18 protein-coding genes, 1 tRNA gene and 1 pseudogene are annotated in these 22,407 nt (G+C 59.7%); 11 read left to right on the forward strand and 9 right to left on the reverse strand.

Going from position 1 to position 22,407, the window contains the following annotated elements:
* The first annotated feature begins 185 nt into the window (after window positions 1–185).
* Genes I6E56_RS05330 through I6E56_RS05345 form a run of 4 tightly spaced genes read left to right on the forward strand, consistent with a single transcriptional unit; the run spans window position 186 to window position 4,310 of the window.
* A complete protein-coding gene (locus I6E56_RS05330) occupies window positions 186–1,397 on the forward strand; it encodes a PotD/PotF family extracellular solute-binding protein (RefSeq protein ID WP_197136536.1) in 1,212 nt (403 codons plus the stop codon).
* Window positions 1,397–2,578: an ABC transporter ATP-binding protein gene (locus I6E56_RS05335; RefSeq protein WP_197136537.1), complete on the forward strand. Its 1,182-nt coding sequence runs from the start codon at window positions 1,397–1,399 to the stop codon at window positions 2,576–2,578. The genes I6E56_RS05330 and I6E56_RS05335 overlap by 1 nt, the downstream gene beginning before the upstream one ends.
* Before the next feature lie 2 nt (window positions 2,579–2,580).
* Complete coding sequence (locus I6E56_RS05340; protein WP_197136540.1) at window positions 2,581–3,498, forward strand: ABC transporter permease; 918 nt, start codon at window positions 2,581–2,583, stop codon at window positions 3,496–3,498.
* Complete coding sequence (locus I6E56_RS05345; protein ID WP_197136541.1) at window positions 3,495–4,310, forward strand: ABC transporter permease; 816 nt, start codon at window positions 3,495–3,497, stop codon at window positions 4,308–4,310. The genes I6E56_RS05340 and I6E56_RS05345 overlap by 4 nt, the downstream gene beginning before the upstream one ends.
* 61 nt (window positions 4,311–4,371) lie before the next feature.
* Here the strand turns inward: I6E56_RS05345 and I6E56_RS05350 are convergent, their stop codons facing one another.
* Entirely contained in the window at window positions 4,372–5,001 is a 630-nt protein-coding gene (locus I6E56_RS05350; RefSeq protein WP_197136543.1) for a DNA-directed RNA polymerase subunit beta, read from the reverse strand.
* Between the two features lie 25 nt (window positions 5,002–5,026).
* On the opposite strand from I6E56_RS05350, the gene I6E56_RS05355 reads away from it, so the two are divergent.
* The 4 genes from I6E56_RS05355 (at window position 5,027) to I6E56_RS05370 (ending at window position 10,324) form a co-directional block, all read left to right on the forward strand.
* Window positions 5,027–5,099 (forward strand) — tRNA-Lys (locus tag I6E56_RS05355).
* Window positions 5,100–5,195: 96 nt separating this feature from the next.
* Window positions 5,196–5,672 (forward strand): hypothetical protein, encoded by a 477-nt coding sequence (locus I6E56_RS05360; protein ID WP_197136545.1) that lies wholly within the window; start codon window positions 5,196–5,198, stop codon window positions 5,670–5,672.
* A 144-nt stretch (window positions 5,673–5,816) separates the two neighbouring features.
* A complete protein-coding gene (locus I6E56_RS05365) occupies window positions 5,817–9,383 on the forward strand; it encodes a DUF4132 domain-containing protein (protein WP_197136547.1) in 3,567 nt (1,188 codons plus the stop codon).
* Between the two features lie 80 nt (window positions 9,384–9,463).
* Window positions 9,464–10,324, forward strand: coding sequence for an NAD(P)-dependent oxidoreductase (locus I6E56_RS05370; RefSeq protein WP_197136549.1), 861 nt, complete (start codon window positions 9,464–9,466; stop codon window positions 10,322–10,324).
* A gap of 9 nt (window positions 10,325–10,333) precedes the next feature.
* Here I6E56_RS05370 and I6E56_RS05375 read toward each other — a convergent pair whose 3' ends face one another.
* The gene (locus I6E56_RS05375) at window positions 10,334–11,173 is read right to left on the reverse strand and encodes a hypothetical protein (protein WP_197136550.1); all 840 of its coding nucleotides are present in this window, start codon (window positions 11,171–11,173) and stop codon (window positions 10,334–10,336) included.
* A gap of 126 nt (window positions 11,174–11,299) precedes the next feature.
* Between I6E56_RS05375 and I6E56_RS05380 the strand changes: the two are divergent.
* Window positions 11,300–11,899 (forward strand): annotated as a pseudogene (locus tag I6E56_RS05380) (NAD-dependent epimerase/dehydratase family protein); the annotation flags it as partial.
* Here the strand turns inward: I6E56_RS05380 and I6E56_RS05385 are convergent.
* Both I6E56_RS05385 and I6E56_RS05390 read right to left on the reverse strand, forming a co-directional pair.
* A complete protein-coding gene (locus I6E56_RS05385; protein WP_197136552.1) occupies window positions 11,896–13,722 on the reverse strand; it encodes a hypothetical protein in 1,827 nt (608 codons plus the stop codon). The pseudogene I6E56_RS05380 and the gene I6E56_RS05385 overlap by 4 nt on opposite strands.
* A gap of 170 nt (window positions 13,723–13,892) precedes the next feature.
* Window positions 13,893–14,723 (reverse strand): nuclease-related domain-containing protein, encoded by an 831-nt coding sequence (locus I6E56_RS05390; protein ID WP_197136554.1) that lies wholly within the window; start codon window positions 14,721–14,723, stop codon window positions 13,893–13,895.
* Window positions 14,724–14,980: 257 nt separating this feature from the next.
* Here I6E56_RS05390 and I6E56_RS05395 point away from each other — a divergent pair, with 257 nt between their 5' ends.
* Complete coding sequence (locus I6E56_RS05395; protein WP_197136555.1) at window positions 14,981–15,988, forward strand: phosphodiesterase; 1,008 nt, start codon at window positions 14,981–14,983, stop codon at window positions 15,986–15,988.
* Between the two features lie 39 nt (window positions 15,989–16,027).
* Here the strand turns inward: I6E56_RS05395 and I6E56_RS05400 are convergent, their stop codons facing one another.
* Entirely contained in the window at window positions 16,028–17,590 is a 1,563-nt protein-coding gene (locus I6E56_RS05400) for a stealth family protein (protein ID WP_197136556.1), read from the reverse strand.
* Window positions 17,591–17,820: 230 nt separating this feature from the next.
* On the opposite strand from I6E56_RS05400, the gene I6E56_RS05405 reads away from it, so the two are divergent.
* Entirely contained in the window at window positions 17,821–18,024 is a 204-nt protein-coding gene (locus I6E56_RS05405) for a PLDc N-terminal domain-containing protein (protein ID WP_197136557.1), read from the forward strand.
* On the opposite strand, the gene I6E56_RS05410 is transcribed toward I6E56_RS05405, so the two are convergent.
* The 4 genes from I6E56_RS05410 to I6E56_RS05425 all read right to left on the reverse strand — a co-directional run bounded on the left by I6E56_RS05410 (window position 18,021) and on the right by I6E56_RS05425 (window position 22,407).
* Window positions 18,021–18,593 (reverse strand): cysteine hydrolase family protein, encoded by a 573-nt coding sequence (locus I6E56_RS05410; RefSeq protein ID WP_197136558.1) that lies wholly within the window; start codon window positions 18,591–18,593, stop codon window positions 18,021–18,023. The two genes, I6E56_RS05405 and I6E56_RS05410, sit on opposite strands and share 4 nt — an antisense overlap.
* 134 nt (window positions 18,594–18,727) lie before the next feature.
* Entirely contained in the window at window positions 18,728–19,372 is a 645-nt protein-coding gene (locus I6E56_RS05415; protein WP_197136559.1) for a hypothetical protein, read from the reverse strand.
* A 54-nt stretch (window positions 19,373–19,426) separates the two neighbouring features.
* Complete coding sequence (locus tag I6E56_RS05420; RefSeq protein ID WP_197136560.1) at window positions 19,427–20,083, reverse strand: hypothetical protein; 657 nt, start codon at window positions 20,081–20,083, stop codon at window positions 19,427–19,429.
* Window positions 20,083–22,407, reverse strand: coding sequence for a hypothetical protein (locus I6E56_RS05425; RefSeq protein WP_197136561.1), 2,325 nt, complete (start codon window positions 22,405–22,407; stop codon window positions 20,083–20,085). Before I6E56_RS05425 ends, I6E56_RS05420 begins: the two co-directional genes overlap by 1 nt.

Genomic DNA, 22,407 nt, shown 5'->3' on the forward strand with positions numbered 1-22,407 from the left:
CGAACGCGCGCTTGTGAGCAGAGGGCGTTTGTTTCCAATTTGTGCGGATTTCGTGACAAATATATTGCAATGCCGATGTTTCCGACATTTTTTAATGATTTTCCTGCTCATATGTGCAAATATCAGTCAGCCCTACAGCGCAGCGGGGCATCCGGTGCACATCACGAATGCTAGGAGTACTTGCAATGAAGTCCAAGCCCTTACCTGCTGATCCGATCATCCGCGAGTTGGTCCGCAAGGCCCAGAGCGCCACTATGAATCGACGTGCGTTGCTGACCGGCGCCGCTGCAGGTGCGACAGGGCTCGCGCTCTCCGCTTGCTCGACCGGCCCCGATGAATTAACCGCAGCCCCAGACACCAGCGCCACCGACAAGCTCATCCGTTGGGATAACTGGGCGCTCTATGTCGACGTGGATGACGCGGGCAACTACCCCACGATCGACGCCTTCGAAGCTCAGACCGGCATCACGGTCGAATACACCGAAGCGGTTGACGACAACAACACCTACTACGCCAAGGTCAAAGACCAGCTCTCGCTCGGTCAAGACATCGGAGCAGACGTGGTCTGCCTTACCGACTGGATGGCCACTCGCCTCATCCGCTTTGGCTACGCCCAGAAGCTTGATCGCAGCAAGATGCCGAACGTAGACAACCTGTTGCCGTCGCTGCAAAACGTCGACTTTGACCCGGGTCGCGAGTTGAGCATCCCGTGGCAGGGCGGCTTCGCAGGCATTTGCTGGAATAAGGAACTGCTGCCCGGCGGAATCGAATCCGTTGAGGATCTCTGGAAAGCCGAGCTCAAGGGACGCGTCGGTGTGCTCTCGGAAATGCGCGACACCATGGGCCTCATCATGCTCGCCCAGGGCGTCGATATCGCTGGAGACTGGGGCGACGACGAGTTCAACGCAGCGATCGACGAGTTCTCGAAGCAAGTCGCCGATGGCCAGATTCGCAATATCAAAGGCAACTCGTACAAAGAGGACCTCGTCAACGGCGATACCGTGGCTGCAATTGTGTGGTCGGGCGACATCGTGCAGCTCAATGCCGAAAACGGAGACAAGTGGGAGTTCATCGTTCCCGACGATGGCGGAACTCTGTGGAACGACAACTTCATGGTGCCGATTGGCAGTGGAGCGAAGTCGAACGTGGAAGAGATGATCAACTACTACTACGACCCCGAGGTCGCTGCCGAGGTAGCCGCCTACGTGAACTACATCACCCCGGTCAGTGGAGCCCAAGAGGCCGCCGCTGCCATCGATCCTGAACTCGCCGACAACAAACTGATTTTCCCCGATGACGAGATGCTGTCGAAAGCATTCGTGTTCCGTGAGCTCGACAGCTCTGAAGAGCAGAAGTACAACACTGCTTTCCAGAGCGTCGTGCTCGGGGCAGCTTAATGACGACAGACACTTTTGCGGAGAGTGGTGCCGACCTCGAGTTGGTGGGAATCCATAAACGCTTTCCCGGCTTCACCGCGATTGAAGAACTCAATCTCACGATCCCCGCAGGGTCATTTTTTGCATTGCTCGGCCCATCGGGGTGCGGCAAGACCACAACGTTGCGACTAGTCGCTGGCCTTGAGGCTCCGACGGCCGGGCGAATCCTGCTCGGCGGAACTGACGTGACCAACCAGAAGTCGTTCCAGCGCCCCGTCAACACGGTGTTTCAGAGCTACGCGCTATTCCCGCACATGACCGTGCTTGAAAACGTTGCTTTCGGATTGCGCCGCCGCAAGATGGCCGATCCCTTAGGCAAAGCGCACGAAGTGCTGCGTCTGGTCGAGCTTGACCATCTCGCTAGCCGGCGACCTCAGCAGCTCTCCGGAGGGCAGCAGCAGCGCGTTGCTCTGGCACGTGCCATCGTCAATCGGCCAGCACTGCTTCTGCTCGATGAACCGCTAGGAGCACTCGACCTCAAGTTGCGTCGCCAGATGCAGCTTGAGCTCAAGACCATCCAAGAGGATGTCGGCCTTACGTTCCTGCACGTGACCCACGATCAAGAAGAGGCCATGACTATGGCCGACACGATCGCCGTAATGAACAAGGGCCGCATCGAGCAGATGGGCGCCCCCCAAGAGCTCTACGAATTGCCGAGAACGTCGTTTGTGGCGAACTTCCTTGGCCAGTCCAATCTGTTCACCGGCCCGGTTGTCAGCACGACAAGCGCGGGTGTGGCAGTGGATGTCGCGGGTCACAAGATTGTGGTCCCCACCACCCGAGCCCATCGCACAACGGGCGAAATCACGATCGGCGTGCGCCCCGAGAAGCTGACCTTGCACTCCACAAAGCCCGCACATGACGCTGATGTCAACGTGATGGGCCCCGGCCGCGTCACGGATGTCTCGTTCAGCGGTGTGAGCACCCAGTATTTGGTTGAGGTTCCTGGCGCCGACACGCTCATTGTGTTCGCGCAAAACATGACCTTCGGCTCTGACGTCAAGTTCGGAGACGAAGTCTGGGTCAGTTGGGGCGTCGGCCACGGTTTCGGCCTTGACGACGATCCTGCGGATGCTCCGCGGTTCGAGGCTGACTTCGACACTCGCTCGATTGCCGCGCAGCGCCACCTCGAGGGTGCGTAGCGATGGCTTTCGCGGCTTTCTCTACGACAGCTGCTCCGTCTTCTTCTGACAGCATCAAGAAGAAGAGCCCGGTGGCGCTCCTGTTACTCCTGCCCGGCATCCTGTACCTCGTTCTCTTCTTTCTCGCTCCCCTGGTGTCGCTGCTGCTGACGTCGTTCAAAGTGCCGGCAGAGTTCGGAGACATTGGCGAGTTCAGTTACGCGTTCCGTTGGGAAAACTACACAGACGTCATCAGCGCGTACTGGCCCCACATCCTTCGCTCATTCGGCTACGCGATCACGGCCACGTTCTTTGCTCTGATCATTAGTTACCCGCTGGCGTATTTCATCGGAGTCAAAGCCCGTCGTTGGCCACTGCTGCAGAGCCTCGCCCTAGTGATGGTCGTCGCGCCGTTCTTCATCAGCTTTCTGCTGCGCACGCTGGCGTGGAAGCAGATCTTCTCGGATGAATCGTTCCTGGTGACCTCGCTCAAAGCAATGTCGTTGCTTGCCCCGGATGCCCACGTCACGGGAACCGCCTTCTCGGTAATCTTCGGGCTCACCTACAACTTCATCCCGTTCATGACGTTGCCGTTGTACACGACTCTGGAACGGCTCGACGTGCGCTACCTCGAAGCCGGCAGCGACCTTTATGCCAGCCCGTTCCACGTTTTCCGCAAGGTAACCATCCCGCTATCCATGCCGGGCATCGTGGCAGGAACCCTGCTCACGTTCATTCCTGCCGCGGGTGACTACATCAATGCGAGCCGAGAGTTTCTCGGTGGCACCGGAACCCAAATGATGGGCAATGTGATCGAGGCGAACTTTCTCGTGCTGCAAAACTTTCCGGCGGGAGCAGCTCTCTCCATCATTCTGATGTCGGCAATTCTCGTGATGGTGAGCATCTACGTGAAAAAGTCGGGAACGGAGGACCTGCTGTGAAACACTCCATCAGCAAATGGGTATTGCCCGCGTACAGCGCCCTCGCGCTGCTGATCCTCATGATTCCGATTGGCTACACCTTCGTCTATAGCTTCAACGATTCGCTCAAGTCGAACATCACCTGGCGCGGATTCACTTTCGACAAGTGGCTCAACGTCTGCAACGTGCAAAACGGCGCCGTGTGCGAGGCCTTCGGTAACAGCATCTTCATCGGTGTCGTAGCAACAGTGCTGGCGACCACCCTGGGCACCATGATCGCCATAGCGATGGTGCGCTATCGGTTCAAGTTCCGCTCGCAGCTGAGCCTGTTCCTGTTCCTCCCCATGGCCACCCCGGAAGTTGTATTGGGTGCCGGACTTGCTGCCCAGTTCCTGTCGATCGGTGTTCCGAAGGACATGCTGACCATCATTTTGGCCCACACGATGTTCTGCATCAGCTTTGTGGTCGTCGCCGTGAAGGCCCGCGTTGCCAGCTTGGATCCGGCGCTCGAAGAAGCCGGCCGCGACCTCTACGGCTCAGCGCTTCAGGTGTTCCTGCGCATCACGTTCCCGCTGTTACTCCCCGGGATTCTCGCCGCAGCCCTGCTGTCGTTCGCGCTGTCATTCGACGACTTCATCATCACCAACTTCAACTCGGGCGCGGTGTCGACCTTCCCCAAGTACATCTGGGTATCGGCAGCGCGAGGAATCCCTGCTGAAGCGAACGTTCTCGCTTCGGCCGTGTTCATCCTCGCGCTGATCGTTGTCGTCACCGTGCAGGTATCAGGCGCGGCTCGAGCGAAGCGGCTGGCGAAGATCCACCAGAGCGAATAGTGCACAGTCGCTCGCTTCGGACCGCGCCCATTGGCTTTCGGGCTCGATGCGCCCGGATGCGTTAGTCGAGTGAGCCTGCGCGGAATAGTTTTGCGCAGGCCGTGAACTCTTGAGCCGTGAGCGAGTAGCGAGCCGCTCGAGTGGTGAGCTCACTCGCACGCTCGGGATTGAGGAGCTCCTGATCATCCGCAACGCTCGTCGCGCCCGACGCCAAGATGCGACTGAAGGATGCCGCCCGATCGAGGGCGACCCCAAAGTCGCCGTGGAAGAGCCCGCGCAAAATCTGGTCCGCAAGCTCCTTGATCTCGTGAGGCCCGGTCGGATTCACGGCACCGGTCACAGCGGCATCGATAGTGGGAAGAATCTCGATACCCCGCTGGAAGAGAAGGCTTGTGCCCACCGCATCCTGCTGGATGACAGCACGCAGCAGATAGATGCGCCAGAGTGCGCCCGGAAGGCTGCTGGCGCTCGATCGCGACCAGAGTTCCGCGAGCGCATCGATGCCGTGCTTGTCGGTGTACGCGACGATGCGGTCGACCACGGCAGGGTCATCCGAATTGCGGGCACCATCGATGAGTGCATGGGCCGTGTCATGGGCCGCGCGCATTATTTGGGCTGGATCTTGACCGCCTTCGAATGTGTCAAACTTATCTCCAGAGTATTGAGTGGGCTTATGGAAGTTATCTGCCATAAGTTCACGGTACGCTTAACGTGTAGGGCTTGTAGCTCAGTTGGTAGAGCATCGGACTTTTAATCCGCGGGTCCCGGGTTCGAGTCCCGGCGGGCCCACATTTTTCTTCGCCTTCGAAGTAGCTGGTTGCGGTTCCTCTCCGGCTTGCGGTTGTTTTCCGCATCCCGGAGAGTGCCGCGATTAGGCTCCTCATCATGGAGTTATGGGACGCTGGCGGAACGAACTATCTCAGCATCGAGCCCATGGCTTATCAGTTTGAGGATGTACGGGTCGATCCCTACGACGCCAACTGGCTGTTGATCGACGGGCGTGCGCGCTGCGGCACCGAAGAATGGAACTTTCTCGAGCCCTGCTTGCTTGTGGAAGAAGCGCGCAGTCTCGGCACGTGGCTTTTGCGTGCCGCCCGCGGACTTGTTGAGCCGCTAGAGCTGAGCGGGGCGGGCGCGCTGCAGCCCACCATTTCTCACGTCGAACCGAACCTCGGATTTGGTCTCGTGAGTTGGGATCCCTCTGCCGTCGTGCTCCGCGCATTCCTCTGGCTTGAGTCACAACCGCCAAGCGTGACGACCGACAGGGAATTCTTCATGGATCTCACGATCGCGCCGAGTGACCTCACGCGCGCTGTCACCGAGTGGGAGACGGAACTCGCCGAGTTCCCCCTGCGCGGCTAGGGCGCTCACCGCGGATACTGCCGCGACGCTGTCTACGTCGCGCTCAACGCACCCCTATGTGGGGACAGCGGCCCAGCATCCAGCCCCGTAACCTGTCATTGTGAGGTTGACTCACCCCATGTTCGCGCGCCGGTGAGGAACCAGATGACATCAGCTGACCCCCGTTCGCTACTCGCAGACGGTCTCGCAGATCTGGACGCCGTACTTCGTCACGACATCCTCGACTACGTCTTCCACGGCACAGATAAGCGTTTTCCGCAACGACTTCGCAAGAAAGATCGCGCCGCTTTCTCGAGCACCGCGCCACTGAAACGCAGTGGTTTCTACGAAAACCTTGAGGCTATCGACCGAGCCGACAATGAAGTCCTCGTGCGGTGGGGTCGGCTCCTTGCCGTGGCCCCGAGCGAGCCGTTTTATTTGCCAGAGCTGATGCCCCGCTCAGTGTGGGCATTCCTGCATGATGCCCTCTTGGCGTTCGGTTTCCATCAGGGAGTGCGCCGCTTCTCGATTCCGTTGACGACGATCACCATCGAGCGAATCGCCGCCCTCATGAGATACGAATCGCTGAGTTACAGCGAAATCCCTCGAGCCCTCATCGCCACTTTCATCGGCACCATCGATTTCAGCATTGACTATCGACCCTCGATGCATGGCGCAATTCCCGGAATGGCCGAGTATCTAGTTGATAACCCATTCGCTCTCGACGAGCTGCTGCCGGACTTTAGGTACGGAGCCATCTTTGAGGTGGTGCGGCTGGCATCAACCCATCCCCCACTCGCGGAAATGTGTGCAGAACTGATCGCAACCGTCGCGACGCACGGTGACGTAAAGGTGCGGATGCCCGCACTCGCCGTTCTTCGGGGGCTGCCCGTCTCTCAGCAGCTCGCCGCTCTTGAACCGCTCCTCGACTCGTCGGAGGCTTCTCACCGCGAGAAAGTCATCTCCGCCATTGAACACGTACCCGATATTCCTGCGGCTATCGACGTGCTCGAGCGCGCCCTGGCGCGGAATACGAAGGGCTCTGAAGAGATTGATCGGGCGATTCAACGCCTCGCGATTTACGAATTGAACGGAGCACCGGAGCACATCGAGGTGCCGCCGATGGTGCCCCTGCCCGCGCATCCGCTCGACGGCGACGCCGTCGAGTCGATGCGCACGGCGCTCATCGAACACCGCGCGCAACAGAGTCGCCGTATTCAATCGGAGATAAAGAAGCGCGACACGTTTCTCAAAAAGTACCCCGGCAATCCGTATCCGAACACTGTCAAGATGCTCGAAAACTTCGTCGCCGAGACAGATGCGGCACTAAAATCGCTCCCCGAAATCGTCAACTACTTATCGGGCAGTGGTGATCTTTCTGAACGGCGTTTACTGTTGCCGCTGAGCGCGGTGAGCTACCAGCTCGCAGGCTTTACGCCCTTCAACTGGGTGCGCCAATCAGGAGTCGAGCATTGGGGGCGAGGAGCTAGCGATACAGATCAGGAAGTCGACGCGCGGTCGATCGTCGACATGATGATGCGTGTTGGCTTCACGGCCGCCGAGTCCCACGACGCGGTCTTCAGGGCGGCTCTGACCAATCTCGACACCAGCCCTACACTGCTGCCCGCGCAGCTCGTCGGTTTCATGGCCGAAAACCCCCACCAGTTTGATGTAATTCTCGGAATCGAATTCGGGGAGATTGATAGACACTGGGGCTCGAATGACCTGCGCGCCGATGTGCTCCCCATCCTCGAAGCGTCTCCGCAGCTGGCCGCACGCTACCTCCCGGTCGTGACTGAGCTTGCCATCGGTACGGCCAAGTCCAATCGTGCCGCCGCGCAACGAGTACTCGAAAAACACGGTCTGGCACAGCGCATCGCCGAGGAATCACTCCGGGTGGGAAACGCCAAGATTCGCGCAGCAGCAGTGCTTTGGGTCGAATCGCTCGGGGGCGAGTGGGCGGTCGATGCACTCGCGCAACAGCTGTCCCGTGAAAAGGCTCCCACCGTGCGAGCAACGATTATTGCCACCCTCGAACGACTCGGGAGCGAAATCGACGTCAAGCTGCACCCCGCGATGCTGCAGGCCGAGGCAACAAAGGGACTCGCCAAAGCTCTGCCCACAAGCCTCGAATGGTTTCCTTTCGCCGAACTCCCGGCCGCAACCTACGCCAGCGGCGACGAAGTACCCGCCGAGGTGCTGCGCTGGTGGGTGATTCTGAGCTTCAGAATGAAAGACCCAGCGGGCGCGGGCCTGCTGCCGACGTACATGGGCACTCTCTCTGCGGCGAGCGCCATCGAAGTCGGACGCTTTGTGTTGACCGCGTGGCTTGCTCGTGATGCCACGAAAGACGATGCCGAGTCGATGGAGCGCGCGTTCACGGCGGCTCAACGCTACTCGCGCATCGTCAGCGCGCTCGCGCTACGTGATCCCGAAATTGACCGTGAAACTCTCCGCTTCTTCGACATCATCGAAGAAGAACCTCCCGCAGATCCCGCTCTCGTCGACTCCCGAGTATTCGATCATTTCGAGTGGATGCGTCTCCGAGAGTCACAGAAGGTGCCGACCGCTACCGCGCACCGTGGCATCCTCTCCCTCTGCAGCCACGTTCCGGGCGCCGAACTTGCCGAAATCGTGCGGCAGTACATGAGACGAAAGCATTTGAAGCGGGCGCAGATCGACGCACTCCTCGTGGTCTTGTCGCTCTCGGGCGATCCAGAACCGACCCAGCTCCTCGTCGCGACGGCACGGCGGTATCGCACCGCCGGCATCCAAAAGCGGGCTGGCGAGCTTGTCGACGCGATTGCCGAGGCCCGCGGGTGGTCGACAGACGAGCTTGCTGATCGGATGATCCCGACTGCCGGTCTCGACAGCTCACGTACGTTCGCACTCGACTATGGGCCTCGCTCGTTTGTGGCGCGCTTCGGCACCTCTCTCAAACTCAGTCTCGAAACTGCTGAGGGCGAACTAATCAAAGCGCTTCCGGCCCCGCACAAAGCTGACGAATCTGCTGCGGCGGCGAAAACCCACTGGGCCACCAACAAGAAGGAGCTCACGGCGGTCGTCACTACCCAACGCCGCCGGCTTTACGACGCGATGTGCCTGCGACGAGAGTGGACTGGCGCTGAGTGGCGCGAGCGGCTGCTCGAGCATCCGATCATGGGCGTTCTCGTTGCGGCGTTGGTCTGGCACGTCGATGGCATCACAGTTCGCCCTGATCTCGACGGCACCCTACGAACCGTCGATGGCTCGCCTGTCGAAGTAACCCCGGATGCCCGCGTGAGCGTTGCGCACCCGACGACGCTCGACACCTCCGCGATTGAAGCCTGGCGCGCGAATGCAGCCCCCTTGGGGCTCGGCTTTGACCAATTTGGTGCAACCCCGATTGCGATCACCGGAACGGAGTCACGGCGCGACAACCTCGACGGGACGGAGAGTGAATCGTTCCGACTCCGCTCGCGAGCGAAAGCGAGGGAATGGAACCGTGGGGAGACGGGCGACGACGTGAGCTTCTTCGAATACGTGAAGCGGTTCGATACCGTCGGGTTGGAAGGCGTGCTGTCGTTTTCGGGAAGCAGCTTGCCGGAAACGAATATCCCAATCGAACTCGGGGCGCTCACCATTCGCCGAATCACTCCGCGTGGCAGCGGTGGCGCAGCACAATTCTCGGAGCTGCCACCCGCGTTACTCGCGGAACTCGTGGCCGACTACGAGTTTTTTGGCGCGGCGTAGGCGCGTCAGCATGCACAGAGCTAGCATTGCTCCCGGTCATCTAGAGCGATTCACTATCGTGCCAAGCAAAGGAGCTAGCTATGACATCCACTCCCCTTCGTATCGCCGTCACCGGTGGAAACGGCAAGCTCGGGCGGGCGACTGTGGCAAGCTTGCGTGCGGCTGGTCACACGGTGACGGTGCTCGATATGGCTGGCCCTGACCGCACCCAATTCACCTACGTTGACCTCACCGACTATGGCCAGGTCGTCGATGCTCTCGCCGGCGTGAACGACCGCCACGACGGCGTGGATGCTGTCGCTCACCTCGGTGCGATCCCTGCGCCAGGGCTCTGGACTGATGTGGCCACTTTTCAGAACAACATGAATGCCACGTTCAACGTGTTTCAGGCGTGCAAGCGGCTCGGCATCACGACAATCGCGTACGCCTCGAGCGAGACCGTATTGGGGTTGCCGTTCGAGACTCCCCCGCCCTACATTCCGCTCGATGAGGAATACGAGACGCGCCCCGAATCGACCTACTCAATGGTGAAGCATCTTGAGGAAGAGATGGCGCAAAAGTTTGTGCGTTGGGACCCGTCTCTCAGCATCACCGCGCTGCGTTTCTCCAACGTGATGGACCCTGCCGACTACGCCGAATTCCCGAGCTTCGATGCGGATGCCCGACAGCGGTCCTGGAACCTCTGGGGTTACATCGATGCTCGCGACGGCGCCGACGCCATCCGCCTAGCATTGGAAACCTCCCGCCCCGGCTATGACGTTTTCAACATCTTCGCCGCCGACACCGTCATGTCACGCCCGAATACAGAGCTCGTGGCTGAGGTGTTCCCCGGCGTAGAGGTTCGCGGCGAGCTTGGCGTCAACACCTCGCTGACGTCGATCGCGAAGGCCGAGCGATTGCTCGGCTGGGTGCCGCAGCACAGCTGGCGGGCGATGTTCTAGAAGCAACGCCTACTTCCACTCTTTCGTGACAGAAGCAGGCCCCGCCTCGGCAATTTCGAACAAACTTCTGGTGTGCCTGTCTGCTGGGCTCATTGGAGAGTCGGCAGACATGATTCGCGTCCTCGCCTGCTCGACTGTGAGATTACTAGCGAAGGATGATGCCGACGCTCGGGCCGATAAAATGTCGGAAAAAACGAGTGCGCCAAGCGTCAAAAGAACGTTAGTCGCACTTACCTCATCCGGCGCATCAAACTGCCAGTCGGGAAATCTCACGGCCAAAGGGTGATCAGTTCTGGCACCCTCGGGAACAGGCTTAGCGCCTCGACCCAGCGGGCCCCACAGAACAATGTGGACATTCGGATAGCTATCAAACGCTGTCGTCGCCCAGTCGTAGGGCGGAAACTGTTGAGGGTGAGCCAGGATGGCTCTGAATAACCGAGACTTTTCAAGTTCTTCCTGAAGCGGCTGGGGAAGTTCGAATCTGTCCGTCACCCATTTCAAAAATGGACCGTTATCTGAGAAGTTTTTGCCGAAGACTCCGGAGAAACGTGCAACCAAGCCGGATAGCTGCGAGAGAGTTGAATAATACGTGTCGAAGTAACTCACGGTCTGCCGATATAGCTCAGTCTGTTGCTTGTCCGTCGGCCCCGCAGACCATTTGGGATTTACGGATGGAGGGATCTCATCTCGAATAGCATCGAGAACGTCGCGTCGCTTGAGTAGGTGACGGCAAGCTTCTAAGGTGTTTTGAATCGCCACTTCCTCGAAGCGGTTGAACTTCAAACGAGCCATCTCAAGCTGCCAGCCATCGACAGTGCGCTCGTTCACAATGCGTGAGATTTGAACCATATCGAGACGGTACCAGAGGGGGTAAGGCCCATGAGGTCTACATCATCGGTACGGAGCTGACCTCACGAAATCCTCAACCTTCGGCCGAGCTACTTCAGACGCCCAATACGGGCAAAAAATTCGAAAAGCGAAACCGCGTATTTTCAGAACAACATGAATGCCACGTTCAATGTGTTTCAGGCGTGCAAGCGACTCGGCATCACGACAATCGCGTACGCCTCGAGCGAGACCGTATTGGGGTTGCCGTTCGAGACTCCCCCGCCCTACATTCCGCTCGATGAAGAGTACGAGACGCGCCCCGAATCGACCTACTCAATGGTGAAGCATCTTGAGGAAGAGATGGCGCAAAAGTTTGTGCGTTGGGACCCGTCTCTCAGCATCACCGCGCTGCGTTTCTCCAACGTGATGGACCCTGCCGACTACGCCGAATTCCCGAGCTTCGATGCGGATGCCCGACAGCGGTCCTGGAACCTCTGGGGTTACATCGATGCTCGCGACGGCGCCAACGCCATCCGTCTGGCACTGGAAACCTCCCGCCCCGGCTATGACGTTTTCAACATCTTCGCCGCCGACACCGTCATGTCACGCCCGAATGCAGAGCTCGTGGCTGAGGTGTTCCCTGGCGTAGAGGTTCGCGGCGAGCTTGGCGTCAACACCTCGCTGACGTCGATCGCGAAGGCCGAGCGATTGCTCGGCTGGGTGCCGCAGCACAGCTGGCGGGGCTAGGCCCGACCCGCAACTACTCGGGCTGCGACCAGAGCGAGCCCGGCGAGCACGAGCGCAAGCGCAAGCCACATCAGCTGTCCGGCTGCGCCCGCATCTGATCCCGTGTAAGCAAGCCCCGCAGCCGCAGTGGTCGCGGCAGGGATCACATTAATCGTCGTCGACCCGGAGATCGCCCCGAGCGTCACCGTCAGCGTGTGGGGGCTGGCATGGGGGAAGGTCACAGTGAGGCTGTCGATAACATCAGTCGCAACACTGCTCGTCACCACTGCTGCAGAAGCGTCGACCATAACGGGGTTTCCGTACGCGTCGAAACCAGCGATCGTGAGGGTGACGGAACCGTCTTGATCAACGTCGGCTACTGAAGGAGTAACGGTGAGCGCGCCGAACTCCGCCGCTTCAACGCTCAGCTCAGTTGAGACAGCGAAGGTGCCATATCGGGCCGTGATCGTGCGCGTTCCCGCCTCGGTAGCGGTGATCACGTTCCCGCTGATCACGTCGCTCGTGTTGGAGGAAACGAAAGTCGCCGCTGCCGTCTGCTCGGTTCCCGAAGCATCCAGAGTGAAACTGCGCGAATCTCCTGCGGTCAACGCGGCGAGCAGTGGGGCCATTGTGAGAACAGGGTCAACCCACTGTGCGTACACAACGAGATCTCCGGATGCGTCAGCGAGCGTTGAGAGGGCGGTTGAGGTCGTGACGGTCACCCCCGATCCATCAGGAGCAGTGTTCCATCCCGAGACCACGAGTTGCCCGTTGCTCACAGCAGGAAACTCTTCCCCGGCAGCGGCCAGTGTCGGCGCATACGCGGTGAGAACTGTGGTTGCAGGCGCCGCGGGGGCCAGAGCGTTCACATCAGCAATGATCCGGTAAGAATTGCCAGAGATCATGTCGCCGACGTTCGTGACGAGAGTCGATGGCCGAATGATCGCATTATTGGTCACGGCGGCGGTGACCCTCAGCGTTCCCGCGGGATCAACTTCGATAGTCCCCTCATTGCGCAGTGGCTGTCGAATTTCTGACCGCCCCTGAAAACGTACGGTGCCGCTGTCAAATACCGCTGTCTGCTCGATGACCGCATTGATGAGGGTTGAGTTCTGTACGGTCAGCACGTTCGGGCCAGTCTCGCCGAATCGATCCTGGCTTCCAATTCCTTCAGAAACCTCAACCACACTTCCGGTGATCGACACGGTGGAGCTTTGCGAGAACGCCCCGCCTCCAATTCCCGACGCAGAGGATCCTCCTCTGGCGTAGACGTCGCTGCCAACGATCACAATGCTTCCCGGTTCCACAATGGTGGTCGATGCACACACGAGCACCGCTGAGGTGTTCCAGCCGCCAATGGCGGCGTCGCAGAAGGTTCCATACGCATGAACAGTGAGGCCGCTAATCGTGAGCGTACTGCCCTCGCGCACACCTAATCCGGGTGCCGCATTAAGGTCACCGTCGCGCTCGTCGGCCGAGTTGCCGCCATAGTCAATGCCCGCTGTCCACGATCCTGGGCCCTCGAGGGTGAGATCAGCCGCAGCCCGAACACGGACGCTCCCCACGGAGTACCCGTTGAGGTTGATCGTGAGTTCGTCGTCCACATCGAGCAGAACGTCAACGTCGAGGATGTCAGCGCCGATGTTGATAACGTCTGCGCCTACTTGAGTATTCGCGGCTGCAATCGCCGACTGCAATTCGGCTTCAGTCGTCACCGTTACTGGAGCAGCACTGGCGGGCAGCGCCACCCCGAGAGCGGGCACGAACAGCGCCAACGCGACAACAGCAGCAAAGCCGGATCGCAGAGCAGAGAACGACGAACGGGACAAAGCGGTGGGGATCACGGTGCACATCTCGGGTAAAACAGCACCAACAACGGCAGAAAGCGGGAAACCACTCGCTGTCGTCACCGCACTGAAAGCAGGCTTCGGGTTCACAGCAGCGTAACAACGTCGAACACTTCGGGGCGAGAACTTAGACCACTTCCGCGCTTTCGATGGAGCCTGCGGAACGATCAAAAACCTGCCGTGAACGAAGTGAGGAATGAGACTGCGACGGCACCCGCCGCAATGGCCATAGCAAACGACCACGCCAATCGAACTAGGTAGGCCTGATGATCCTTGCGCTCAAGTTCGGAAAAACGTTCACGGTAGGAGGGGTCTATCGAGAGGTCTGCGGTCGGGTGCCACGTGCGCACCTCTGTCGCGGCATCGGTAATCGACGCGAGCTCTTCAGGGGCCAACACCGCCCTGCGCCGTTTCAACCAGCGGGGCAGCCGGCGGGCATCCATAATGCTGACGTCCTGTGGCCGCTGCCTAAAGGTGAACGATGCGGGTTCCACGATTGCCAGTACCGGGTGCACCTCAACGGAGATACCGGTGGCCTTCGTCAATAGCTTGGCTGCCCGTTTGGCCTCATGACGGGAATTGCGAAGGTGATCCGTCTTCTGGCCGGATACCATGAGCATTCTGTCGCCGACCCATATTTTCTTGCCTCGGTGGCGCTTCGTGTTGATAGTGAAAACTCCGGCCGGGCCGATGACCACGTGGTCAATATCGCTCTCGCCGGTGCCCACCGGGACCGCATGCAACACAGTCCACTCCGGCCCCAGTCGCGAAAGGAGTTCGCCGACCTTAAGCTCGCCAATCGCCCCGGCGAACCAGCTCTGGGCATCCGCGTGAAGGGGTCGCGCGCCGAAAAATCGCCGAAGCGTGCTGCGCGGCTCCATCGTGGCCTGAACGCGGAACAGTTCTTGAATGACCGAGTACGCCGCCGGGCGATCAATCAAGTCACCCACCGCTTCTCGCGGTGAAACTACCGGCACAGAGTGCACGTCTTCAGTCATTCTTTCCCCCAAAGCGCACTCCCCCGAGCGCACTAGTCGAGAGTATCTCGCTTACCACGATCGACGCTTCCCCCAACTAGGGCTACGAGAGCAGCAGCATCCGCCGTCTCCGCCTCGAAACGGCGTACCCCAACGCCCACTGAGACCCCCAAACCGGGCCACAAACCGCGGTACGACCCGCCAAAACCCTTGTACCGCCCCGCAACTTGCCGCAGTATGTTCACCTCGCATCCATGTTGAAGTGTTGGACTACCCCTATGACCGGCTACGCGTCGCAGTATCCACGGCCCGACCATTTCGTTTTGCATCTGAGTGACACTCACTTCTTGGCAAACGGGGGGAAGCTCTACGACTCCCTCGACAGCGAGGCCAAGCTCCGGCAATTGTTTGCCGAACTCGAGGCATCCAACTCCCGTCCGGAAGCAATTGTCTTCACCGGCGACATCGCCGACAAGGGCGACCCGGTGGCCTACCGCGCTATTCGCGACATCGTCGAACCTGCAGCAGAACGCCTCGGCGCTCGTGTGGTGTGGGTCATGGGCAACCACGACAACCGCTCCGCGTTCAACGCACACCTGCTCGACGAGGCCGCCTCTGAAGACCCCATCGACCGAGTCATCGACATCAATGGGCTTCGCATCATCTCGCTTGACTCCACCGTTCTCGACCACCACTACGGTCATGTCACGGATGCCCAGCTGCTGTGGTTACAGAATGTGCTTGCCACCCCAGCGCCCCACGGCACGATTCTCGCCATGCACCACCCGCCGGTACCCGCCGTGCTTGACCTTGCGGTCACCGTCGAATTGCGCGGCCAGAAAGAGCTGGCGGCTGTTATTCGTGGCAGCGACATCCGCAGTATCATCGCCGGCCACCTGCACTACTCCACGGCGGCAACCTTTGCCGGCATCCCCGTGTCTGTTGCCTCGGCAACCTGCTACACGCAAGACCTCAACGTGGCCGTAGGCGGCAGTCGTGGCCGCGATGGCGCCCAATCGTTCAACCTGGTGCACGTGTATGACGACACCGTCTTGCACTCGGTGGTACCGCTTGGCGACTACGGCAGTCTCGCCTATGTGACTCCAGAAGAGACCGCTGCAATTCTGGTCAAGGAGGGCATCACCATCGCCCCCGCAGTAAACCCGCACGTCACGGCTAGCGTCACCACTGACAGCACCGCTGACGCTGCGCCCGGTACCGTCGCCGATGACACTCAGAGTGACTTGGCCACAAACACAATCTCAGCAATCACCGTCGCGGCATAGGGCACCACGCGTCAACCGCTGGCCGCCAGCGGCCAGCCGCTACTCGGGCTCGGGCAATTCCCACGGCGCTGCCACCGGGTAGTACTCGTCAAGAAATGAGCCGACTGCGGCCGCACGGTCCTCAACCGAGATCTCCGGGAAGCTGCCGTCATTGAGGCAGAAGAAGTCGCTCGTGCGCTTGCGCAGCAGCGAGCGCATCTTGCGCAGGCCCTCAAGCGACGTTGTGTCGACGTACTTGACCTTGGCATCCGACTGAATCATTGCCTTGCCGCTTAGCAATGCGAAGTAGTGGTACAGCGAGTTCGTGACAGACACGTCTGTGGCTTGGCGGAAGGCGCTCGCACTCGTGCGCTTGAAGTCTTCTGGAAAAGTCTGCTCGAGTTCCTTCATCACCGAGATGCGCAGCGGGGTCGCCGCATGCTCCAGGTGGCGAGTGATCGTCGCGCCGAACTTCTCTTGAAGTAGTCGACGGTTCACCCGCGCCGCATTCTCGAAGCCGGAGCGCTCAATGCTGCTCTCGCCCAAACCGATGCGGGTTCGTGCCTCGATGAACTTCGAGATGCCGCCAGGGGTGAAGAACGCCGAGGGGCTTACCGAGCGACCGAAGAACATGTCGTCGTTGGAATACAAGAAATGTTCGCTGAGGCCCGGGATGTTGTGCAGCTGGCTCTCGACCGCATGCGAGTTGTGCGTTGGCAGGTCGTCGTGGTTCGCGAAGAAGTCTTCGCTGCGCATCAACGTGACCCGCGGATGTTCGGCCAACCAGGCCGGTCGCGGAGAATCAGTAGCAATATAAATGTTGCGAATCCACGGCGCGAACAAGTGCACTGAACGAAGCGCGTACTTGAGCTCATCCAACTGCCGGTAGCGCGCCTCAGAGTCGTCGCCCTCGCCCACGATGAAGTTCGCCATGCGGGCGGCGCGCGCCTTTTGCCACTCGACCGCGGCACCATCAACCCACGAGAACACAATGTCGATGTCGAACTGGATGTCGCTAGCCAGTGGCTCGAACATGCCCTTCAGCGTCGGCCACGACTGCCCATAGAACTCAACGGTGTCGTCGATGGCTTCGCTGCGCGGCACCCAGCGGCGCATGAGCGCGTTCGGGTTCGGCGCGACAACCTCGTTGCGCACGTGTTCCCACAGCTCAAGGCGCACTCCGAATGGCGCATCGAAACGCAGACGGCCCGCGGGCTCGACTCGAGGCCGAAACAGCATCATCGCTTTTGCCTTGATCGACGAGACCAGCACACCATCGGCCACCAGCACGGGGCTATCGCGCTCATCCGAAGCGACGGGCTTGCCGTTCTCCTTGATGCGCGCCGGCTTCACATAAAAGGGCTCGTTCTGGCAGGCCGTGACCAACGCGTTCTTCAGCGCCTTGCGATCCTTCCAGTCGACCGCAATAACCGGGGTCTCGCCGTCGCCGCGTACGAGCAGAAACGGAATCTCAGCATCATCAAGAATGCCGCGAATAAACAGCAGGTCATCTCGCACCGCTTCGCGCGGCGTCAGAGTGTCATTGCTGAGCGCGAGGAGTCCATCGTGCAGAACAACATCGTCGCGGTTCATTACCGCAGGAGAAGAAACATGGTCAATCATGGGGGCCCCGTCGTTATAGCGTGAGTGAGCTGCCAAGCGACCGAAAATCGGCGTGCCTTTAGCTTCTCTGAGAGTAGCCTGACCCGCTGAGAATCGGTCGGATTGCGCCCGGCAACGCCGAACTACATGCTGCCGACCCTACGCTCAGCCCTCGCTTGATTAATGAGCGATGCTCGCTACAGTTGACGTATCCGCTTCCACGCGGTCGAACAGCCTATCGGGAGGCTTTCATGTCTGAAGTTGTCTTGTGGAACGTGATCGGTATTCTCGCGATCGTCGCCTACGTGGCCCTAATCGCCGTGGCGTTGCTGCAGATTTACCGCTCCACTATGCCCACGAATACCAAACTCCTGTGGCTCATCGTGATTCTGGTCGCACCATTCCTCGGACCACTGATCTGGTTTGCGATTGGTCGCAATAGCGCGCTGCTCTAGAGCACGACGCCGCTGAATCCCGCATTTCCGCCCACGAGGTCACGGGTCAGCACTACCTGAGCGAACTCATCGTGCAGGTTCACTCCCGTGATGCGCGACAGCTCGGCGGCGGTTACTTCTTCGCCAAACGGGCCCTCGCGGTCGAACGTGTGGGTGGCATCCACCACAAATGTGACGTCGTAGCCGAGGTTGCCGCCCACCCGCGCGGTCGTTTCGCAGCAGTGATTGGTGGTGATGCCGCACACCACAATCGAATCAATAACGGATGCTTTCAGCCACTCGTCGAGGTTGGGGCTGCCATGAAAACTCGAATTCACGCTCTTGGTGACGAGCAGATCGGGGGTGCCCGAAAGTAGCTCTTTGAAGGCATTGCCTGGCGAACTCGGATGCAGCGGCGATGTGTCGTCGTTGGAATCGTGCCGTACATAGACGATCGGCCAGCCTTCGCGGCGCCAGTGGCCGATCAGAACACCGATATTCGACTCGCAGTCAGGGTTGTTGCGTGGCCCCCAGTAAGCAGCATCATCGAAACCTTGCTGCACATCTACCACGATGAGTGCTGAAGCCATGACAACCTCCGGGGTTTAGCCGACGCTTACCCCGAATCGTAGTCCTCGGTTGCCGTTTATGGGAGATGGCCATCGCTGACGTGGTTTAGCGTTCGACGCTCGGAGGTGAGCCTAGTGACAGTCGATGTGACCCATTATGGCGTGTACCAGAGATCCTCATAAGGCGGCGGCGCATCAGCAGCTTCCATAGGCTCCAACGGCTCGAACTGCGGATCGTAAACTCCCACACCCGCCCCGGTTGCATCGCACTTGATCGCCGAGGGGACCGTGAGCACCTCAAGTATCCGCGAATCTACTCGCACCAAGCGAACGGATATCTCCCGGCCATCCGCGAGAATCTCAGGGGTGTAAATTTCGTCTTCAGTCGTAGCGTTACAGAATCGCACCGTTGCCGTGTTCTCGCCCGTCATCTCGACAGACAGCGGCAACAGAACCCGCGGACCGCTATATTGCGGCGGAGCCAGTCCGTCATCAGTGCTCGTGTACTTGCTTCGCCACCCCAAGTACTGATCTTCGGCAGTTGCAGGTTCACGGGTAGCGGTGAACTGTTCGATACTGAAATCGCCGAGATTCAAAGCTAGGTGATACCCCAACGCCGAGGCTTGAGCAGCTTGCACCCACTCGTCGTCGACCAAATCCGATACCGGCTCGACCGAATACACAACGTCCGGAGTCTCGAACACTGTCGGCCAGACCCGCTCTGCCTCAGGCTCCGCAACACAACTGGAGAGCGTTGCGGCAAGCGCCAACACCACGACTACGGGCACACAAATCTTCACTAGCAAATTCCTTCGTTTGCATCAGTTAGAGCCGCGCAACGCGCGGGCACGGCACTACTCCCGAGGCCTAGGGGTGTACCAGAGATCCTCATAAGGCGGCGAGACATCAGCGGCCTCCATCGGCTCCAACGGCGCGAACTGCGGATCATAAACGCCCACACCCGCCCCGGTCGCATCGCACTTGATCGCCGAGGGGACCGTAAGGACCTCCAGTATCCGCGAATCTACTCGCACCAAACGAACCTCAAACTCCCGGCCATCCGCAATGTCTTCAGGGGAATAGATTTCGCTCTCTGTCGTTGCGTCACAGAATCGCACGGTTGCTGTGTTCTCGCCCGTCATCTCGACAGAGAGCGGCAACAGCACCCGGGGTCCCTTGTAGTGCGGCGGAGCCAGACCGTCATCAGTACTCGTGTACTCGCTTCGCCACCCCAAGTACTGATCTTCGGCAGTTTCCCTCGTACGAGTCGCGGTGAATTGTTCGATACTGAAATCACCGAGGCTTACCGCTAGGTCAACGCCGAGGGCCGAAGCTTGAGCAGCCTGAACCCACTCGTCGTCGACCAAATCCGATACCGGCTCGACCGAGTACACGATGTCCGGAGTCTCGAACACCGTTGGCCACACCCGCTCCGGCTCCGGCTCGGCGACGCAACTGGTGAGCGTTACCGCAAACGCCAACACAACAACGACAGGCACACAGATCTTCACTAGTAAATTCCTTCGTTCGCATCGCCCTGAGCTGCCGCATACGCCTGCTCATATCGAACAATCCAGCCGTCAGTTCTGAACTCCTCTGCGACACCGCCCGATTGGTAAAATCCGGCGAGCCAGCTTTGTTCTTCTTCTGCCGCGCCGCTGAAGCGCGGATAGCCGCCCACCCTGTCCGTGCCGAGAATGTCGTGAAGCGCGACTGCGTTCGCGAATTCGGCGTGGATAAGCGCCTCTCCACGGAGCAGATCGGCGTCTCTAACTAATGCTGCCGCTGTGGAGTGATCTGAAAACACGCGATCAAGGGCTTCTCCCACGATCGCGTCGGTGATCGCACTAGCTCCGGCTTCAACCAGACTGCCGCCAGGTATGGGGAGAAGGCCCAGCACCAGACTGGCGGCATCCCCCGCACTGGAGATCTCCGTCTGGAGCTCTAGGTCGCTGCGTTCAGCCGCCCCGATGAGCGCCCCCGCCCCGCCTCCGTCGATCAAACCGCTCACGACGTTCGATCGAACCATCGCGCTCTGAATGTCTTCCATAGAGCTGTTTGGGCTCAACGCGTCGAAGTAGCCTTCGGACAGCTGAAGAGCAGCGCTGCGAAGCACGACAGCGCCGCTGGGGTTGCCCGCCACCTGTCCCAAGACCTCGCCCAGCTGATTTAGATCGATATTGGGCCCCGAGCGATACTCACCGCCAGAAGTCTCCCACGTCATGAATTGCTGACCAGGAACACGAGGCACAACTGCCCCCTCGGCTTCTGCTGCAGCGAAACCATCGAGGTGCAGCGAAAGAGCCCCGGCGAGATCTATTGCTGCTTCATCCGTGAGTTTCTCAACACCAAACACAGGGTTAGCCGCCAACTCTCTTATGATCTGGGCGGTCATCGAAGCTTCCTGTTGCCCTACGCCACCCTCTGTGCCGTCGTAGTCGAAGTTCACATTCGGGCCGCCTTCTACCTGGGCCGCCCCAAACCACAACGCAGCGACCCCGTCGAAGCCTGTCGGGGATGCCCAATCTCGTTCGCCGAACCAGTACCCAATGCGAGCGTCGCCCTGACCGGCGTCGGCAAGAAAGTCGAACGCCTGCTCCGGATACAATCCCAGAGTCTCAAAGACGCGATCCGCACCGTCAAGCATGGAAGTGGAAAGAGCTTCATCCGCGCTTAGGTCGTTGAAACCTTCAGAGCGCAAGTCCTCAGCGATCATCATCTGCAAAACCCCTGCCTGAAGGGGTGATTCTGAATCGCTGAGGAAGAACCCATTTTCGCGTTCCATGACATCGATTTCGTTTGCAACAGCCAGCGAAAGCTGAGAGCCCATCGGCGCCTCTGCCGAATCAGAGAACAAGAAGGCGATGGCGCCATTGACATTTGTCCAGGCTGGACCGCCATCTACACTCGCGACATTCTCTTGCAAAATAGTGCTCGCGAAGTCAGCGGCGGCATCCGCTGACCACGACTGAGATCCCAGCGATAAACCGTTACGGAGTGCCTGAGCCAGCAGAATCGACGGCAGACTCTGAGGCGGCATTTCGGGGTTCCCCCGTGACTCCAACGAAAAATCTTGGCCAAGTCGATCGATGAGACTCACCGCCTGAGCACCGCCAAGCTTCTGAAAGAACGATGACATGACCTGCTCATCGGAGCCGTACGCTGCCATCAGCTCAGCAAGAGCTTCTCGCTGCTCCTCCGAAGAACCTGACGAGAGGTACTCCTCGGCAAGGCCCTTCATCGCATCCGCGATCTCCTCTGACTCAAGATCGTGAACGCCAGCGATTCCCACTCGCTCGAACTGAGCGCGAATCAGCGGCCACGACGCCGGGACCGCACTCGCTAACGCAGAGATGAGGGCGTCTTCAGCATCCTGTCGTTGCCGCGCGAGAACCATGATGTTGTACGCCGCTTCAGTGCTGGCTTCGACTGCGCGCACTCGCTCCCAAGCCTCCTCGACTCGGCCTGGAATGTTCAGGAAGGATTCTTCCGGCAGCGACCACACCACGTTCTGGGCTTGAACGAGCACTTCTTGCGCGTCTCTGGTCTGCGCTTTGATGCGTCCAAAATCATCGACGTAGGTGCTAATAGCCGCTGCGATATCGCCCAAGGTCTGCTCGATCGCCAGCGATGAGTTAGCGGAGATACGAGTGGTACTCCGCCACGCTTCGCCTGATTCGCCGCTCCACACTGCCTCGCTGATCGAGGAGACGAATCCGATCGTTGCCCGGCGACTCTCCGCGAACTTGGCTTCTGAGAGAAGCAGAGCGGAGGCGCCAGCCGCTAACCCGCTAGCGCTGCCCTGCGCCGGATTTGACCATTCCCACTGCGGCAC

Source organism: Salinibacterium sp. NK8237 (assembly GCF_015864955.1).
GTDB lineage: Bacteria > Actinomycetota > Actinomycetes > Actinomycetales > Microbacteriaceae > Rhodoglobus.

Coding starts and splice junctions, on each gene's coding strand:
- I6E56_RS05330 (WP_197136536.1), top strand. CDS start 186: ATGAAGTCCAAGCCCTTACCTGCTGATCCGATCATCCGCGAGTTGGTC.
- I6E56_RS05335 (WP_197136537.1), top strand. CDS start 1,397: ATGACGACAGACACTTTTGCGGAGAGTGGTGCCGACCTCGAGTTGGTG.
- I6E56_RS05340 (WP_197136540.1), top strand. CDS start 2,581: ATGGCTTTCGCGGCTTTCTCTACGACAGCTGCTCCGTCTTCTTCTGAC.
- I6E56_RS05350 (WP_197136543.1), bottom strand. CDS start 5,001: ATGGCAGATAACTTCCATAAGCCCACTCAATACTCTGGAGATAAGTTT.
- I6E56_RS05360 (WP_197136545.1), top strand. CDS start 5,196: ATGGAGTTATGGGACGCTGGCGGAACGAACTATCTCAGCATCGAGCCC.
- I6E56_RS05365 (WP_197136547.1), top strand. CDS start 5,817: ATGACATCAGCTGACCCCCGTTCGCTACTCGCAGACGGTCTCGCAGAT.
- I6E56_RS05370 (WP_197136549.1), top strand. CDS start 9,464: ATGACATCCACTCCCCTTCGTATCGCCGTCACCGGTGGAAACGGCAAG.
- I6E56_RS05375 (WP_197136550.1), bottom strand. CDS start 11,173: ATGGTTCAAATCTCACGCATTGTGAACGAGCGCACTGTCGATGGCTGG.
- I6E56_RS05390 (WP_197136554.1), bottom strand. CDS start 14,723: ATGACTGAAGACGTGCACTCTGTGCCGGTAGTTTCACCGCGAGAAGCG.
- I6E56_RS05395 (WP_197136555.1), top strand. CDS start 14,981: ATGACCGGCTACGCGTCGCAGTATCCACGGCCCGACCATTTCGTTTTG.
- I6E56_RS05400 (WP_197136556.1), bottom strand. CDS start 17,590: ATGATTGACCATGTTTCTTCTCCTGCGGTAATGAACCGCGACGATGTT.
- I6E56_RS05405 (WP_197136557.1), top strand. CDS start 17,821: ATGTCTGAAGTTGTCTTGTGGAACGTGATCGGTATTCTCGCGATCGTC.
- I6E56_RS05410 (WP_197136558.1), bottom strand. CDS start 18,593: ATGGCTTCAGCACTCATCGTGGTAGATGTGCAGCAAGGTTTCGATGAT.